Below are 14,890 nucleotides of genomic sequence, written 5' to 3'. Positions count from 1 at the left end.
TCACCCTTCGGGGTCGGCCTCGGTCGCGGGGGTCCACGCGTAGGAGACACCGTCCGCCGACACGACCGCCCACGCGCCGCACAGCTGCACGCGCGAGAACGTGTAGACGTCCGGCGCATCCGCCACCACCATGGTCGGGGCGGACCGGCGCTCGACGTCTTCGCACCCCGTGGGTCCGGAGGCGCTCGCGAACACGAGCGACTCGGCGTCGGAGCGCGTCGACGCCACCCTCTGGATGTCGGTCGCGTCCGCGGGCAGCCACGAGAGCTCGCCGCCGCGGACCTGCGCGAGCTCGGTCGGATTCGCCGACGAGCTCTCGGCGCGCCCGTAGGCGACGTCGTTGACGAGCGCGCAGCCCGTGACGGTGAGGAGGATCATGCCGAGGCCCGCGACCGCTGCGCCCGAGGCGCCGACCGTGCGTCGTGTGTTCATGCTCCGACGGTACGAAGACGCGCTGGGGCGCCGCGTCCGTCGGGCGATGCATCCGCACCCGTCGCGAGGATGACGGGCGGGTCAGCCGCGGAGCGCGCAGCAGCCCGCCGGCTCGTGCTCGCGATCGGCGGGGTGACGCTTCGTCTCGCTCCCCTCGCTCAGGTCCGGGTAGCGGGCTCGCAGCCTGAACGAGGAGTGGGTCGACCGAGACGAAGAGCTCCGGACCCTGAGCTTGTCGAAGGGTGGTCCCTGAGCTTGTCGAAGGGTGGTCCCTGAGCCTGTCGAAGGGCGGTCCCTGAGCTTGTCGAAGGGTGGTCCCTGAGCCTGTCGAAGGGTGGTCCCTGAGCCTGTCGAAGGGCGCTCCCGAGCTTGTCGAAGGGTGGTCCCTGAGCCTGTCGAAGGGCGGTCCCTGAGCTTGTCGAAGGGTGGTCCCTGAGCCTGTCGAAGGGTGGTCCCTGAGCTTGTCGAAGGGTGGTCCCTGAGCTTGTCGAAGGGTGGTCCCTGAGCTTGTCGAAGGGTGGTCCCTGAGCTTGTCGAAGGGCCGGCTCAACGGCCGGAGCGATGTCGGAGGTTGGTGCAACAGTAGGCACATGATCGACACTGCGAGCATCGCTCATCCTGACGAGGATGACGCCGCGCTCGCGGGCATCGTGGACCGGCTCGTCGCGGCCGACGAAGCGATCGCCGAGATCGAAGCGGCGAAAATCTGCGACCTCGCCGCCGCTCTGCGGATCGCGAACAAGCGTGCCGCTCACCAGTCGGCCGAGAGGCGGATGCGCGAACTCGAAGAACGATCGATCGCCACTGAGATCGGACTCGCGACCCGGGTCAACGACCGGGCGGTGCAGAACCGGATGCACGCGGCCCTGGAGTTGGTGGACGGCTATCCGGCGACCCTCGATGCCCTCGCGGAAAGCCGAATCTCGGCGCGGCACGCGATGGTCATCGTCGAGACCGGACGGGCGCTGACCGACCCCGATACCCGCGCGCTGTACGAGACGGTCGTGCTGGAGCGGGCGCTGCGGGATACCGCGCCGCGGACGAGGGCGTTCGCCGAACAGGTCGCCCAGGAACTCCACCCCCGGTCGATCACGGAACGGCACCGGGAGGCGGTGAAGGGGCGGACGGTGTGGATGCAGCGCCGGGGCGAGGGCATGTCCGAACTGGGCATGATCGCGCCCACCGTCCTCGCCGAAGGCATCTGGGACCGGCTCACCCAGCAAGCCCACGAGACCAAGACCGCGCAGGTCGCCGCGCCCGAGGGTGACACCGAGGATGACGACGCGGTCTACGACCAGCGGAACCTGGACCAGATCCGCGCGGACATCGCCATCGACCTGCTCCTGACCGGCGGACCGAGCATCGACCCCACCACCGGCGCGATCAGCGGCCCGCACGGCGGGCTCGCCGCCATCCAGGCGCGCGCGTCGATCGTCATCCCCGCGCTGACCGCGGCCGGGCTCGCTGACCGCGGTGCCGCCCTCGACGGCGCGACACCGGTGGATGCGGACACCGCCCGCTGTCTCTTGGCTCAGGCGCCGTCGTGGGAGCGGATCCTCACCCACCCCATCCACGGACACGTGCTCGCCACCGACACCTACCGGCGACCCGCGAACCTCGACCGCTACCTCGCCGCCCGCGACATCCACTGCCGATTCCCCGGATGCCGACGCCCCGCCCGGCACTGCGACCGCGACCACAACCGCGACTGGGCCCTCGGCGGGACGACCGACGCGTGCAACCTCGCGTGCTTGTGCAAGAGGCACCACACCCTCAAGACCGAGAAACCCTGGAAACCGGTGCAGCTCCGCGACGGCAGCATCCGCTGGACCAGCCCCCTCGGCAAAGTCTCCACCGACCCACCCGAGCGATACGTCATCTTCCGAGACGAACCCGACCCCCCACCCGGCGACCCACCCTTCTGAACGCCCGTCGCCCCGGCGTCGGCCGCGCGCCGCCGACCGGACTCGGCGATCAGGCCTGTCGCGTCGGACGGACCGTGATCTCGGACAACGACGCCTCCCGCGGGAGGTCGAGCGCGAGCGCGATGACCCGGGCGACGTCCTCCGGTCGGATGACGGCGCCGCGCCGCTCCATGTCCTCGTACCAGTCGCGGATGAACGCCTGATCGCCGCCGAACTCCGTCGCGACCGCGCCCGGGTGCACGGTCGTGAACCGCACGTCCCGCGCGGCGAACTCCTTCCGCCACGACTCCATCAGCCCGCGCTCTCGGACGCGGCGTTGACTCCGTATCCGGCGGCGTTGACCAGGACGTCGAGCCGCCCGTGGCGCTCGAGCGCTCGTGCAACCATCTCGCCGCCCGCGCCCTCGGCGGTCACGTCCGCGACGAACGGCGAGATCGAGCCGCCGCCGGCCGCGTCAGCACCCCCCGCGCGCACGAGCTCGTCGAGCCGGTCCTGCCGCCGAGCGACCGCCAGCACGTGGTGGCCGTCGCGCGCGAGCGCGAGGGCCACGGCACGGCCGATGCCGCTGGACGCGCCCGTGACGATCGCGACGCGCGGGTCAGGGCTCATCGTCGCATCCCCTCGACCGTCGCATCAGCCGGCAGATCCGGAAAGACGATCTCGAGGAGAGGACTGCCGGCGAGCCAGTCTTCGACACGCTGCGGCTGTCGCACGATCGCCGGATTGTGGGGCTGATTGAAGTCGTCGACGATGTACTCGAAGATCGCTTGCCGCCGCTGCCGGTCGGTCACCGGTCGCGCGACGGCGCGCAGGTCGGCGTGGATGGCGTGCTTCAGGTGGAACTGGACGCACCGAAGCGCGCCGCGATCCGCACCGCGCAGGAGCGGGGCGATATCCGCGCCGACTATTCGCCGGCGGAGGTCCATGACCTCGTCGTCGCGCTCTCTTTGGCGTGGGCGCCGACGAGCGTCACCTCCGCGGCCACTCCCGATGACGCCCGGAGTGCACACGATCGCCGGCGCCGTGCGCTGCGGACGGCGGTTCGGCATGCGTTCCTGCCCGGGCGGGACTGACGCACCGCGTGCGTCGCGATGACGGGCTCACACGCCGCCGCCACCGCCACCGCCACCGCCGCCGCCGGCGGACCCGCCGCCCGTCGAACCGCCCGACCCCGACGACGACGTCGCGCTCACCGACAGCGACCCCACGCTCGACGCGAACGACGCCGCGCTGAACGCCGTCGTCCCGGAGTACCAGCTCGGCGAACCGCCGTCGCCGTACAGCACGGCCAGCCGCTCGGCCCACTGCTTCTCCTGCCCGAACACGACGGCGTACGGCAGCAGCCGCTCGTAGATCCGCAGCACCTGCCGGGGGTCGCCCGTGTCGATCGGCTCGCGCTCCGCGGTCGTGGGCGACTGCAGCATCCGGATGCGGTCCTCCTCCGCCCACGCGATGAACTCCCGGAGGCCCGCGAGGTGGTCGCGCGTCTCGGCGCCGCGATCGCTCAAGGGTGTACGCGCGACGAGACCGACGGTGAGAACACAGACGAGGGCGGCGGCGATGATGACGACGATCGGCACCCACGGGATCACGTTCGCATCGAGCGCGAGCGCCCCGAACACCGCCACCCCAGCGGCGGCGAGCGCCGACAGGACGATCGGGCCGACGCGGGAGCGCGCCGGCACCGTGCGACGCAGGCCCTTGGCGACGAGGTCGGCACCCGCTTCCTTGAGGATCGCCTGCGCCGCCTTCGAGAAGCGCGTGTCCTGCCGGCCGAAGACGAAGACGGCGCCCGGCGCGGCGTCCTCGCCGAACAGGCCGTCGAGCAGCATCCGCCCGTCGCCGTCCGCGCGCGACCGGTCCTGCAGATGGGCCTCGAACGGCGAGCGACCGAACCAGCCGCGCTCCCCTTCGACGATGCGGATGCTCCCGGCCACCGCCTGCTCGAGCACCTCGGCGGGGATCGCCTTCGCCGGCCTGCCGAGGAGCACCGCCGCCTCGAGCGCATCGACGTCGGCCGGCGGCGTGTACTCGGCGATGATCGTCGGGCGACCCCGCCCGTCCCGCAGATGCCGACGCCGCACCGCGATCCCCCACACCAGCGCCACAACGATCCCGGCGCTCGCCACCGCCTGCGCCCAGCCCCACGGCGACGCCGCATAGGACGGATCGAACGTCACGAACGTGCCGGGCGTGAACCCGGTCGCGAAGGTCAGCGTCTGCCCGGGCCCGAGATCGGTCGCCTCCGCCGTCACCGTGACCCCGTCGCCGTCGGGAGTGGTCGCGACGGATGCGCACGGCGTCGTCTCGCCCGCGCCGCCCTGGTAGCACGCGACATCGTCCGTGAGCGTGCCGGCGAGCTCGGCGGGTATGTGCAGCCTCGCCGTGACGCGCCCGAAGGGCTGCGCCCAGTCCACGCCGTTGACGTTCCAGTACAACTCCTGCGTGCCCGACTGGGAGAAGATCGGCGTGACGTTGCGCAGCGTATACGTGAAGACGTAGGTCTGCGAGCCGTGCACGAAGTCGTCGGCGCGCGACGTGATCACGACCTCGCCGTCCTCGTCCTCGACCTCGGCCGCGCGCGGGGCGCCGTCCTCGTCGGTCACCGAGACGAACTGCGGATCGAGCGGCTGACCGAACGCCTCGTCGGGCACGCGCCGGCGCATCCCGTGGTTCTGGTCGACCTCGGGGAACTCCGCGACGAAGGTCTCGACGACGCGCAGCTCGCTCGTGCCGTCGGCGGCGCGCGCGATCGTGTAGTCGGCGGTCAAGCTCGAGAACGAGAAGTCGTCCACGTCGGCGGATGCGGCGGGCACCCCGCCGAGCACCGAGAGCCCCAGCACGAGAATCCCGGTCGCCGCCGTGAGGATCCGTCGCGCGAGCGTCATGCCCTCAGCCTATGAGGGGCTCTAATCTGGATGCCATGACCGATCGCCGCCTCGCCGTGGAGGCGTGGGAGAGCCTCTTCCGCGCCCAGCACGAGGTGTTCGAGCACATCGCCGGCGACTTCAGCGGCACCGATCTCGCCCAGGGCGAGTACGACGTCCTGCTCACCGTCACGCGCGCGCCCGGCATGACCGCGCGCCTGCGGGAGGTCACCGCGAACATGCTCATCAGCCAGCCGAGCGTGTCGCGCCTGGTCGATCGGATGGTCGCTCGCGGCCTCATCGAGAAGTGCCCCGACCCCGACGACGGTCGCGGCGCGCTCGTGCGCGCCACCGAGGCCGGTGCCACCGCGTTCCGCCGCATCGCGGCCGTGCACGCCGCATCCATCGCCGAACGGATGTCGCCGCTCACCCACGACGAGCTCGTCGCACTGCGCGACCTCACCGCGAAGCTGCGCGGCCGCGCCGTCGACGGCGTCTAGCGTCGCCGCGACACGCGCTCAGCACTCGATGACGTTCACGGCGAGTCCGCCCTCGCTCGTCTCCTTGTACTTCGTGGACATGTCGATGCCCGTCTGGCGCATCGTCTCCACCACGGTGTCGAGCGACACGAAATGCGAGCCGTCTCCGCGCAGCGCGAGTCGAGCCGCCGTCACCGCGGTGGACGCGGCGATCGCGTTGCGCTCGATGCACGGGATCTGCACCAGCCCGCCGACCGGGTCGCACGTGAGGCCGAGGTGGTGTTCCATCGCGATCTCGGCGGCGTTCTCGATCTGCCGGTTGGTGCCGCCCATGACCGCCGTCAGTCCGCCCGCCGCCATCGCGCACGCCGATCCGACCTCCGCCTGGCAGCCGCCCTCGGCGCCCGAGATCGACGCGTTCGCCTTGAAGAGCGAGCCGAGCGCCGTCGCCGTCAGGAGGAATCGCCGGATGCCGCGCCGCCGGTTGGCTTCGGCGACCCGCTCGTCGTCCCAGTGCGCCGTCTCGTCGCGCGTGGCCGTCGAGCCGTCGTACCCGAGGAGCGCGCTTCCCACGAGCTCGCCGTACGGCGTCACGGCGTTGCCCGACCCCAGCCCGGAGTCGGCGAGGAAGCGCCACCAGTACATGCCGACGGCCGGCAGGATACCGGCGGCGCCGTTCGTGGGCGCGGTGACGACGCGCCCGCCGGCCGCGTTCTGCTCGTTGACGGCGAGCGCGAAGGCGCCGAGCCACTCCCCCGGCAGCTCGCGGCGGCCATCGGCCTCCGCCTCCTCCAGCTGGGCGCGGATCCGCGACGCGCGCCGCGTGACCCGGAGCATCCCCGGCAGCACGCCGTCGGCGCGGAGGCCCTCTTCGACGCACGCGGCCATCGTGTCCCACAGGCGGTCGAGCCCCGCGGCGATGTCGGCGTCGCTGCGCAGCGCCTCCTCGTTGCGCCGCGCCGCCTCCGCGATCGTGATGCCGTGCTCGTCGCACAGGGCGAGCAGGCCCGCCGCGTCGTCGTAGTCGAACGGGAACCGCTGCGCGGCCACGCGCGACGGCTCGCCCTCGCGGCGGATGAAGCCGCCGCCGACCGAGTAGTACGTCTCCTCGGCGACCACGGCGCCGGCGGCGTCGCGTGCGACGAGCGTGAGGGCGTTCGGATGCCCCGGCAGCCGCGTCCGCGGCGCGAAGACGACGTCGTCCTTCGCGAAGACGACGGCGCGGCGCCCGGCGAGCAGCAGCGGGCGTCCGTCCGGCCACGCGGTCCACGCCCCCCGGACCTCGGCCGGGTCGACCGTCTCGGGCGCGAGGCCCGCGAGCCCTGCGACCACCGCATCCGGGGTGCCGTGGCCGAGGCCCGTGGCGCCGAGCGAGCCGTACAGCGCGCATGAGACATGGGAGACGCGGGTGAGGTCGGCCGCCGCATCCAGTCGCTGCACGAAGTCCCGCGCGGCGCGCATCGGACCGACCGTATGGGAGCTCGAGGGTCCTACACCGATGGAGAACAGCTCGAACGCCGAGACGTAGGCGCTCATCCCCCCAGCCTACGCGGCGGTGTCTCCGAGCCGCGGGAGCGGTGTGCTCAGGGCCGCTGGAAAGAGACCAGACCCACGAGGTTGCCCTCGCTGTCGCGCACGAACGCGTGCCACTCCTCGTGCCCGGCGGGCCCGAGCGTGTCGTCGTCGTGGGAGAAGATCACGTGCGGCGCCGTCACGACATCGACGAGGCCGTCGAGACGCTCGAGGGTCTCGTGCACGTTCTCGACGTGCAGGTACAGCAGCGCCGCGGGCGCCCCGGCCTCCAGCAGCAGTCGGGTGCCGTCCAGGTCGAAGAACACCAGGCCGGCGTCGGGGAAGCGTGCCGTCGGCTCGCTGTCGAGAAGGACGGTGTAGAAGTCCGTCGCCCGGTCGAGATCCTCGGCGCGCTGCGCCACCTGTACGAGCCGCATGGCACCTCCTCGTCGCCCCCCCATTGTGCCCCCGGCCGGCGCCGATTCGCGGGGCGCCGATCCGTGAGGTAGGCTGATCTCCGGTCTTCGCGCCGTTTCGCGCGAAGACCGTGCGCCCGTAGCTCAATGGATAGAGCATCTGACTACGGATCAGAAGGTTAGGGGTTCGAGTCCCTTCGGGCGCACCATGTAAGGCTTACTGCAACTTCCCACCGTTTCCGCACGGTTGGAAAGCAGAGCCGAGATGAAATCATCAAGCAGGCCACCGGCAACGGTGGCCTGCTTTTCTTTGTCTATGCCCGAGTGGCGAGCTGCCTCGCGGACCGCAATCTCCCTCGCGAGTGTCTCGTCGCCGGAGTCCTGGAAGGCGTTCCATCCGCGTTGCGCGGCGAGTAGCTCGTGCATCGGCGTGTGGAGTTCGTCTCCGACGACTTCCTCATTCACGACGTAGATGCGCGTGAAGATCGCCTGATTGAGCAGTCGCCGCGTTGCGTCGCTCGCGTAGCGGTACAACTCGTGAGGTTGCGTGAGCAGTTCGAGGTGCGCATCGATGTAGTCCATGCCAGGGGCGATGTCGTCCGTGATGGCTTCGAGCTCGTCCTCCAGCTCCTTCCTTTGCCGCGTGATGTCACGAAGCTTCGCGCGCACGCGTGAGGTATCGATGCCTCCGTCGGCCGCGAGGTCGATCAGGTTGTCTTCCTGCGTGGCGAGTCGCTTCAGTTGCGCCCTCGTCTGCTCCTGGAGCATCTTCTGCGCGCCGATCTGGTCGTTGACGGCGGCTTCCATCAGTGCGCGGACGGCCTGGATGAACTCCGGTCGGAAGGCGATCGACTTGTAGTGCCGCTCGATCGCTTCCTCGACGCGGTCGATGTTGGAGTACGGGGTGTCGCAGGTGTGGTCCTGGGTGCCGCGGCAGAAGAAGTACGAGTAGGTACTCGTGCCCTTGTTGACGTGCATCAGGATCATGCGGCGGTTCGTCTCTGACTCGAGGAAGCAGCGTCCGCACCAGATGGTGCCCTTGAGGTAGTGGTCGTGCTTTCGGCGTCGCTCGTTGGCGTAGCCGCGAGTATCCAGCAGCTCCTGCACGCGGTCGAAGAGCTTCGTATCGACGATCGCCTCGTGGCGCCCCTCGAAGTATTCGCCCTTGTAGCGAACCTCGCCCAGGTAGTAGCGGTCACGCAGCAGGCTGTGGATCTTTGAGTCGGAGATAGGTCCTGCGGGCCACCGAGCTGTCGCGCGTGTCAGCAGTCCGCGGTCGGTGAGTTCATCCGCGATGTCCTGGAAGCTCATCTGGCCCTTGGCATAGAGCTCGAAGGCGAGCTTCACGAATGGTGCGCGTTCCGGGTCGATGGCGATGGTGTTGACCTTGCGTCCTTCGATGTTGTCGGTGACGTTCAGGTAGCCGATCGGTGCGCGTCCGAGTGTGCCGCCACTCTTCGCCTTCTGGCCCATTTTCATTGCCACCTCGGCGCCGTCCTTTGCGCTCCGGTATTCGTTGAACGCAGCGAGAAGGCCGTGCATCAACTGGCCGACAGGCGTGGCGTCGATCGACTCAGTCGCCGAGATCAGGGTGACGCCACGCTTCTTGAGGTCAGCCATAACGATGGCGTCGTCGATGCGGTTGCGCGCGAAGCGCGAGAGGTCGTGGACGATGACATAGTCGACATCGCGTTGCCGCGAGATGCGTTCCAGCATCCGCTGGAACTCGACGCGCTTGGTCATCTCGGTGCCAGTACGTCCCGGTTCCACGTACTCCCCAACAACGGTGAGCCCCAGCTGCTCCGCTTTGCGGGTGCAGGAGAGGCGCTGGGCAGGCAGAGAGATTCCTTCAGGGTCGTAATCAGTCTCGACCTGCCCCTTACTCGACACCCGGAGATAGAGCACCGCCCGCGTGCCCACCGGCAGGTTGGCCGGTGTCAAAGGGTGGTCGGCCGCGACGCTGGCGGTGGCCTCATCCTCGGTCATCTCGATGCGCGCCGTCCGCAGCGGAGGCGGGGCGGTCAGAAATGCGGAGGGGGTATCGAGTTCGGGCATGCTCATCGCTGCCCTCCTTCCGTGTGGGTGAGGGCCGCGACCGCGATTGCGGCCAGCTTTCGAGAGAGATGTGGTGGAGTGTGCGCCCCCGAGTTTCTCGGGCCGGGGCGCGGGCCTGCTGTCAGCTGTCTGATCATGCGGGTTGTGCTCCGTTTACCCTCTAATTTTACCTTCTTATCGGCACTTTTCCGTTGTGGAATCGGCAACGGTGGCTGTCTGCTGTGGGCGAACTTGCCCTTCCTGCGCGTCGCGCCCGGGGGTTCGCTACTTGATGAATGCATGGAGCACCCCGTTCTTCTCGATCACGTCGTAGACGTCGCGTAGGCGCTCCATGAGTGGTGCGTAGTTCCACTCGAGGGCGTCCGGGTCGAGGCCGTTGTCGATGCACCAGTCGGCGAGGCTGTTCTCCCAGTCCTCGAGCGGGCTGAGCGCGCGCAGGGCCGCTTCCTCGCTGCCGTACGTCCCGGCGAATGCTTCGTGGAAGCTCTCCATGATGTCCGGGGTACCGACGCTGACGTCGGGGAGCATGAGGAACGCTTGGAGCGCTTCGTCAGAGTCGAGTTGCAGGTCAGTGAGGAGTTCGATCAGGGCGTCTTCCTCGCCGCTGTCCCAGCTGGCCGGGACGTTGACAGTGAACCGTTCGCGGTTCACGGGGACGCTCGTTCGGACGAGGAGCTGCTCGAGCTTCGGCGGCTGGTGCTCGTTCATGAAACGCCTTCCTGAGCCCGTGTTCTCCTCCTGGACGAGATAGGTGGCGAACCAGTCCACGAGTTCTTTGGTCACGGCGTCGGCCCGCACGTCGGTGTAGATGGCGAGGTACTCGTCGCGCAGCGACAGGTAGTTGCCTTCACCGCTGCGGGCGTAGCACGCGAGACTGCTGTCGCGCCCGTGGGCGCGTCCCAGCACGTGCGCGATGCACCGGGCCGTGTCGAAGTCGATCTCGGTGTGTTCGGCGAACGCTTGGGCGATGCCGTCGGTGATCATCTGGTTGAAGCGGCGGTAGGCGACCTCGAGGCGCCGGAAGTCGAGATCCTCAGAGGTGCGTGCCTCGCGCGTTTCAGGGGTATGGTGCGGTTCGCGTTCGCTCATGAGCGGCGCCCTCCGTTGATGATGTATCTGCCGAGCGCGTCGACCCAGGCTTCGCGTTCGAGCGGCACTTCGACGGCACCGAGTTCTTCGAGTGCCTGGTCGGCGATGAGCTCGCCCGTCGCAGCGAACTGGTGCAGGGCGGTTTCAGGTCCGCCGTGCATGGTGGCGGCGAGGAGTCGGGCGATGCCTTCGTCGATGTCGGTGGTGTCGCCGTCGGCCCAGTCCTCGAGGATCCGCAGCGCGGTCTCCGCTTGGTCCAGGCTTGCCGGCACGATCTTGTCGATGTCGAGAGCGAGTTGTGTTGATGAAGTCATGGTGTGGTGTCCTCCTTACTGAGGTGAAGTTGTTGTGGTGGACGGCTCGTAGGGAGCCAGGGTGGCGAGCGCCGCGTCGCGGGTGACGACGGTGAACAGGTCCGGGTCGAGGCCCTTGTCGGCGGTGATGCCGGCGTGAAGGGCTGCGGCGCGCTTCTCGTCCGGCACGATCCAGACGACGGCCGGGAACAGCCCGCGAGCGCGTTCCTCGCTGCCGTCGCGGAAGGCGCGCTGGTAGACGTCGCACTTGCGTCGGATGGCGGGGAGGTGCTCGGTTCCGAGGTCGATCTCGCAGAACGAGTGCGTCTCCGTGTCTGCGTCTGCCGTGACCAGCAGGAGGTCGGGCTTGAGCGTCAGCGCAGCGCCGCCGGACTGTAAGGTGCGCCAGCAGGTCGGTTCGGTCTCGAGTTCCAGCACCTCGTAGCCGCCGAGGCGGCTCTGTTCGAGTGCCCCGACGGCGACCTCGGCGATGGCAAGGGTGTGCGAGATGAAGACCGCGCCAGGGTTCCCGAACTTGCGTCGGTCAGGGTCGCCGCGCCGGGCGCGTAGGAATCTCTCGCCAGCGGGTGCCAGCTGCCAGATGGTGGCGCTGGAGCCGTGGTGAGGTCCGCCGATGCGCCGGGACACTCTGGCGATGACGCCGAGCTTCTCGACGCGGGTGAGTACTCGGTTGGTGGCTCGTACTGCGCCGAGCTGCGACGCGTGGGGTCCGAGGGGGTCGACGCCGAAGTGCAGGCGCTGCAGCTGTCCGCTCGTGAGGAGACGGAATCGCTCGAGGTCTTCGAGGATCCGCTCGTCGCGGGTGGTGAGGTGCAGCTCGAGCTCGCGGATGCGGCTGGGCTTCCAGGTGGCAGGGGTGTCCGTCATGGCTGCCTCCGGGCACTAGAAGCCTTCAGAAGACGCCCTGCGAAGCAGGGTGAGTCCCCGCCCGAAAGGGGCCTCAAGGGCCTGAATTGGGCGGGGTGCGAGGCCGCCAGCCGGAGGCGAGTGGACTGCCGAGCGGACGCGCGAACGGACGTTCTCCTCCAGAGGTAGGTGGGAAGCGAAACGAGGATCATGCGCGCCTCGCCTTCTGACCCCTGGGGAGCTTCGACGTCACAGGGGTCGAAGCGATTGGAGTCGCCTGCACTAGCGGGGGTGGTTCGGTGAGTGGACGGGGCGCCACGAGGCCGAACTGGTCGCGGCTGGCTTTCAGAATCTCCGTGCGCGCCCCGGTCGCGGGTGCCGGTGGCAACGTGCGGGCGGAGAACCAGTCGGTGGGGGCGCCGTCCGAGATGAGGCGGCAGTAGATCTCGTACTTGCCGAGCCTCTGGAAGTCTTCGGTCGTGAGGTCTGGTGCGTGCTTGGCGAGATCGGCAGCGTCCTTCGGGCCCAGTGAGAACGCGAACTTCGAGCGGCCGTTGGTGTCCAAGCCCTCGCGCATGGCGGGAGGCAGCTGGGCGCGGAACTGGTGGGCGACGTGCCAGGCGACCCCGTAGGAGCGGCTGGTGGCCATCGCGTCCCCGATGTCGGTAGGGAGGTGGAGGTAGTTCTGCACCTCGTCGACGAAGATCATCCCGGGACGCTTCCACGGCTCCTTCTCGGTCGCGCGCTTGAGCGTCGCGGTCCAGAGTTCGGCGAGCACGAGACTGCCGAGGAAGTTCGCTGCACCCTTCCCGATGAGTGCCTCATTGAGCGGCACCAGAACGGTCTGACCTTCCTCGAAGAGCTTGCGGAGCTTGAAGCGTGGGGAGGGCTGGCCGAGCACCGCGACGAGGTTCTTCCGCATCACGATCTTGCGGAGCTTGTTGAGTGGAGCGGCGATCTGGTTGACGCGCTGGCGCACCGGCATTTCTTCGTACTCGCGCCAGAAGGTGGCGAGCGCCGGATCGTCCTGCACCTCCTTGACGGCTTCTAGACGGAGCGGAGCGTCGGTCAGGAGGTTCGGCAGATCGATGATCGTGTACGGGATCCCTCGCCTGTGTCCCGCGAGGAGCAACGTCACGAGTGCACCCTGGAGCAGGTAGGCCGAGCGGGGGCCCCACCCGTCTTCGAAGAGAGCGGCGAAGGCGGCGAGCAGGTTGTCCGCGACGACATACGGGTCGTCGCCAGGGCCGAGCTCCAGTGGGTTGAACCCAACCGGGAAGGGATCGGCTGCGTCGAGGACGACGATCTTGCCTGCGGCCGTAGCGGGCACGCGGTCGAGGATCGAGTCGATCAGCTGGCGCTTCGGCTCGATCACGGCGCAGGCCCGCCCAGCTGCGATGTCGCTCAGGATGAGGTGCTCCAGGAGCACGCTCTTCCCCGATCCTGTCGGGCCGATGCAGACGCTGTGTTGCAGTCGCCCGGAGGTCTCGAATCCTACGAGGCGTTCGGGGCCGGGGCCGGCACTGGTGGCGAAGATGCTCTCCGTCTCGGAGATCTCCTTCGGCACGGGCAGTCGCTTCGGGTGCAGAGGGTCGATGCCCGGGAGGTCGCGCTCACCGAGCGGCCAGCCCAGAAGGGGCGTCAACTCGGTAGGGGTCAGCTCAAGGCGCAGGTGCGTGGGAGATGCCTTGTGAAGCCGCGTTGCGGGTTCGCGGATCAGCTTCAGCCGCACGCCGACGGCATCCAGCCCTTGCAGGCTGCCGAAGATGCCCCTGGCCAGTGCCTCGCGCCGCTGCGGCGTCGGCGCGTCGACCCCGATCCGCACCGCTACTTGCAGGCGGGGTTCGGCCGCGTGGTCTTGAAGCTTGCGCCGGGTGTCGAGTGCCGCCTTCTTGACGCCGTGCCAGAGCCGAGACCCGATGGGCTGGAGCGGGTCTGGGGCGTCGGGGCGGATCGACATCGGGCCGTGGGCCTTACCCAGGACGACCTGCAGCGCAATCGTCTCGCCGTTACGCCTCGTCACGAGTTCGCTGTAGAGCGCGGCGACGAGATCTTCCGGGGCGACGGTGCTCGGCGGCATCCCGTTTCGCGTGGCCTCGACTCGGGCTGCGCTTACGAGCGGTGCTCGGGTGGCTCTGTCGAAGCTGAGCCCCGGTACGAATCCGCGCAGCAAGTTCTGGAGCTTGCGGACGCTGGTCGGCGTGCAGCCCAGCAGGTACTGGATGCCGGTGTCGTCGATCCGCACCTCCAGCGCGAGCGGCCGAGGGATGTCGGAGCCAGCCAGCCGAGCGATCAGGTTCGAGACCGTCCGCGGTTCAATAGGGCGGCGCAGATAGAGACGGGTGAAGACGAAGGGCTCAGGCATTGCCGTCCTCCTCGTCGTCGCGGGGAGCGAGGCGAGCTTCTTCTTCGGCGCGGCCCTCGGCTTCTCGGCGGGCCTGCTCCAGGCCGGCGCTGGTGATGATCTTCGCGATCTGTTCCGGACGGAGGTCTCGGTTCAGTTCGGAGAAGACCCAGACGCTCCGGCCGTGAGCCTTCTTGTAGCGACGGCGGCCTTCGCGATTGGTGGGGGTGTTCAAGGCGAAACCTCCTCTCTGTTCAGTTGTTGATGTGCTCCCGCCGACGGACTCTCAAAGCGCTTGTGATCGCGGAGGGGACGGCGGATTATGCTCGAACATAGGTTCGAAGTCAATACTCGTTGTTCATTCCACAACGAACGGTCAGGGGTGAACGTGCTCATGCTCACCACCGCCGATCCCGACGCCACCGGACGAACCAGATGACGCCGTAGATCAGGCCCGCGATCGCCGCGAGCAGCAGCAGCCAGCCCCAGATCTGGGCAAGCAGGTGCAGCGCCAGCCAGAGCACGAACACTCCCGCCAGCATCAGCACGCAGGCGCGGAAGAAGCGCGTCATGATCGATACCGGTTCCTTGTCGTCGTCTTTCGTGGGCAT

Annotated in this window: 16 protein-coding genes and 1 tRNA gene; 4 read left to right on the top strand and 13 right to left on the bottom strand. The window is 68.8% G+C overall.

All coding sequences use genetic code 11. The features are described from left to right. A complete protein-coding gene (locus EI169_RS02830; RefSeq protein WP_125130812.1) occupies positions 1-432 on the bottom strand; it encodes a hypothetical protein in 432 nt (143 codons plus the stop codon). 590 nt (positions 433-1,022) lie between these two features. Between EI169_RS02830 and EI169_RS02825 the strand changes: the two genes are divergently transcribed. Beyond that, positions 1,023-2,357, top strand: a complete 1,335-nt coding sequence (locus EI169_RS02825; RefSeq protein ID WP_125130810.1) for an HNH endonuclease signature motif containing protein — start codon at positions 1,023-1,025, stop codon at positions 2,355-2,357. A gap of 49 nt (positions 2,358-2,406) precedes the next feature. Here the strand turns inward: EI169_RS02825 and EI169_RS02820 are convergent, their stop codons facing one another. The 4 genes from EI169_RS02820 to EI169_RS02805 all read right to left on the bottom strand — a co-directional run bounded on the left by EI169_RS02820 (position 2,407) and on the right by EI169_RS02805 (position 5,245). Then, complete coding sequence (locus EI169_RS02820) at positions 2,407-2,649, bottom strand: hypothetical protein (RefSeq protein WP_125130808.1); 243 nt, start codon at positions 2,647-2,649, stop codon at positions 2,407-2,409. Beyond that, positions 2,649-2,966 carry an SDR family NAD(P)-dependent oxidoreductase gene (locus tag EI169_RS02815; RefSeq protein WP_125130806.1) on the bottom strand — a complete coding sequence of 106 codons (318 nt, stop codon included), beginning with the start codon at positions 2,964-2,966 and terminating at the stop codon, positions 2,649-2,651. The genes EI169_RS02820 and EI169_RS02815 overlap by 1 nt, the downstream gene beginning before the upstream one ends. Beyond that, positions 2,963-3,283 carry a hypothetical protein gene (locus EI169_RS16740; protein WP_125130804.1) on the bottom strand — a complete coding sequence of 107 codons (321 nt, stop codon included), beginning with the start codon at positions 3,281-3,283 and terminating at the stop codon, positions 2,963-2,965. Before EI169_RS16740 ends, EI169_RS02815 begins: the two co-directional genes overlap by 4 nt. Before the next feature lie 174 nt (positions 3,284-3,457). Then, positions 3,458-5,245, bottom strand: coding sequence for a DUF2207 domain-containing protein (locus EI169_RS02805; protein ID WP_125130801.1), 1,788 nt, complete (start codon positions 5,243-5,245; stop codon positions 3,458-3,460). 35 nt (positions 5,246-5,280) lie between these two features. Here EI169_RS02805 and EI169_RS02800 point away from each other — a divergent pair, with 35 nt between their 5' ends. Next, positions 5,281-5,724 (top strand): MarR family transcriptional regulator, encoded by a 444-nt coding sequence (locus EI169_RS02800; RefSeq protein ID WP_125130799.1) that lies wholly within the window; start codon positions 5,281-5,283, stop codon positions 5,722-5,724. A gap of 18 nt (positions 5,725-5,742) precedes the next feature. On the opposite strand, the gene EI169_RS02795 is transcribed toward EI169_RS02800, so the two are convergent. Continuing rightward, positions 5,743-7,239 carry an L-serine ammonia-lyase, iron-sulfur-dependent, subunit alpha gene (locus EI169_RS02795; protein ID WP_125130797.1) on the bottom strand — a complete coding sequence of 499 codons (1,497 nt, stop codon included), beginning with the start codon at positions 7,237-7,239 and terminating at the stop codon, positions 5,743-5,745. Between the two features lie 47 nt (positions 7,240-7,286). Further along, positions 7,287-7,652 carry a methylmalonyl-CoA epimerase gene (locus EI169_RS02790; RefSeq protein ID WP_125130795.1) on the bottom strand — a complete coding sequence of 122 codons (366 nt, stop codon included), beginning with the start codon at positions 7,650-7,652 and terminating at the stop codon, positions 7,287-7,289. 112 nt (positions 7,653-7,764) lie between these two features. Between EI169_RS02790 and EI169_RS02785 the strand changes: the two genes are divergently transcribed. Together EI169_RS02785 and EI169_RS02780 are read left to right on the top strand one after the other, a co-directional pair. After that, positions 7,765-7,840, top strand: a tRNA-Arg gene (locus tag EI169_RS02785). A 223-nt stretch (positions 7,841-8,063) separates the two neighbouring features. Then, entirely contained in the window at positions 8,064-8,306 is a 243-nt protein-coding gene (locus EI169_RS02780; RefSeq protein WP_125130793.1) for a hypothetical protein, read from the top strand. Positions 8,307-9,950: 1,644 nt separating this feature from the next. On the opposite strand, the gene EI169_RS02770 is transcribed toward EI169_RS02780, so the two are convergent. The 6 genes from EI169_RS02770 to EI169_RS02745 all read right to left on the bottom strand — a co-directional run bounded on the left by EI169_RS02770 (position 9,951) and on the right by EI169_RS02745 (position 14,890). Then, the gene (locus EI169_RS02770) at positions 9,951-10,775 is read right to left on the bottom strand and encodes a hypothetical protein (RefSeq protein WP_125130791.1); all 825 of its coding nucleotides are present in this window, start codon (positions 10,773-10,775) and stop codon (positions 9,951-9,953) included. Continuing rightward, positions 10,772-11,089 carry a hypothetical protein gene (locus EI169_RS02765; protein WP_125130789.1) on the bottom strand — a complete coding sequence of 106 codons (318 nt, stop codon included), beginning with the start codon at positions 11,087-11,089 and terminating at the stop codon, positions 10,772-10,774. Before EI169_RS02765 ends, EI169_RS02770 begins: the two co-directional genes overlap by 4 nt. A 15-nt stretch (positions 11,090-11,104) precedes the next feature. Then, positions 11,105-11,956 carry a replication-relaxation family protein gene (locus tag EI169_RS02760; protein ID WP_125130787.1) on the bottom strand — a complete coding sequence of 284 codons (852 nt, stop codon included), beginning with the start codon at positions 11,954-11,956 and terminating at the stop codon, positions 11,105-11,107. Between the two features lie 187 nt (positions 11,957-12,143). Beyond that, on the bottom strand, positions 12,144-14,300 hold the full coding sequence (locus EI169_RS02755; protein WP_125130785.1) for a type IV secretory system conjugative DNA transfer family protein: 2,157 nt from the start codon (positions 14,298-14,300) through the stop codon (positions 12,144-12,146). Next, positions 14,293-14,514, bottom strand: a complete 222-nt coding sequence (locus EI169_RS02750) for a hypothetical protein (RefSeq protein ID WP_125130783.1) — start codon at positions 14,512-14,514, stop codon at positions 14,293-14,295. Before EI169_RS02750 ends, EI169_RS02755 begins: the two co-directional genes overlap by 8 nt. 163 nt (positions 14,515-14,677) lie before the next feature. Further along, complete coding sequence (locus tag EI169_RS02745; protein ID WP_125130781.1) at positions 14,678-14,890, bottom strand: hypothetical protein; 213 nt, start codon at positions 14,888-14,890, stop codon at positions 14,678-14,680.

The organism is Microbacterium sp. 10M-3C3, from assembly GCF_003931875.1.
Taxonomy (GTDB): domain Bacteria; phylum Actinomycetota; class Actinomycetes; order Actinomycetales; family Microbacteriaceae; genus Microbacterium.
This window is presented reverse-complemented; position numbering and strand designations above follow the sequence as displayed.

Coding starts and splice junctions, on each gene's coding strand:
- EI169_RS02800 (WP_125130799.1), top strand. CDS start 5,281: ATGACCGATCGCCGCCTCGCCGTGGAGGCGTGGGAGAGCCTCTTCCGC.
- EI169_RS02770 (WP_125130791.1), bottom strand. CDS start 10,775: ATGAGCGAACGCGAACCGCACCATACCCCTGAAACGCGCGAGGCACGC.
- EI169_RS02805 (WP_125130801.1), bottom strand. CDS start 5,245: ATGACGCTCGCGCGACGGATCCTCACGGCGGCGACCGGGATTCTCGTG.
- EI169_RS02790 (WP_125130795.1), bottom strand. CDS start 7,652: ATGCGGCTCGTACAGGTGGCGCAGCGCGCCGAGGATCTCGACCGGGCG.
- EI169_RS02755 (WP_125130785.1), bottom strand. CDS start 14,300: ATGCCTGAGCCCTTCGTCTTCACCCGTCTCTATCTGCGCCGCCCTATT.
- EI169_RS02820 (WP_125130808.1), bottom strand. CDS start 2,649: ATGGAGTCGTGGCGGAAGGAGTTCGCCGCGCGGGACGTGCGGTTCACG.
- EI169_RS16740 (WP_125130804.1), bottom strand. CDS start 3,283: ATGGACCTCCGCCGGCGAATAGTCGGCGCGGATATCGCCCCGCTCCTG.
- EI169_RS02830 (WP_125130812.1), bottom strand. CDS start 432: ATGAACACACGACGCACGGTCGGCGCCTCGGGCGCAGCGGTCGCGGGC.
- EI169_RS02825 (WP_125130810.1), top strand. CDS start 1,023: ATGATCGACACTGCGAGCATCGCTCATCCTGACGAGGATGACGCCGCG.
- EI169_RS02795 (WP_125130797.1), bottom strand. CDS start 7,239: ATGAGCGCCTACGTCTCGGCGTTCGAGCTGTTCTCCATCGGTGTAGGA.
- EI169_RS02765 (WP_125130789.1), bottom strand. CDS start 11,089: ATGACTTCATCAACACAACTCGCTCTCGACATCGACAAGATCGTGCCG.
- EI169_RS02760 (WP_125130787.1), bottom strand. CDS start 11,956: ATGACGGACACCCCTGCCACCTGGAAGCCCAGCCGCATCCGCGAGCTC.
- EI169_RS02745 (WP_125130781.1), bottom strand. CDS start 14,890: ATGCCCACGAAAGACGACGACAAGGAACCGGTATCGATCATGACGCGC.
- EI169_RS02815 (WP_125130806.1), bottom strand. CDS start 2,966: ATGAGCCCTGACCCGCGCGTCGCGATCGTCACGGGCGCGTCCAGCGGC.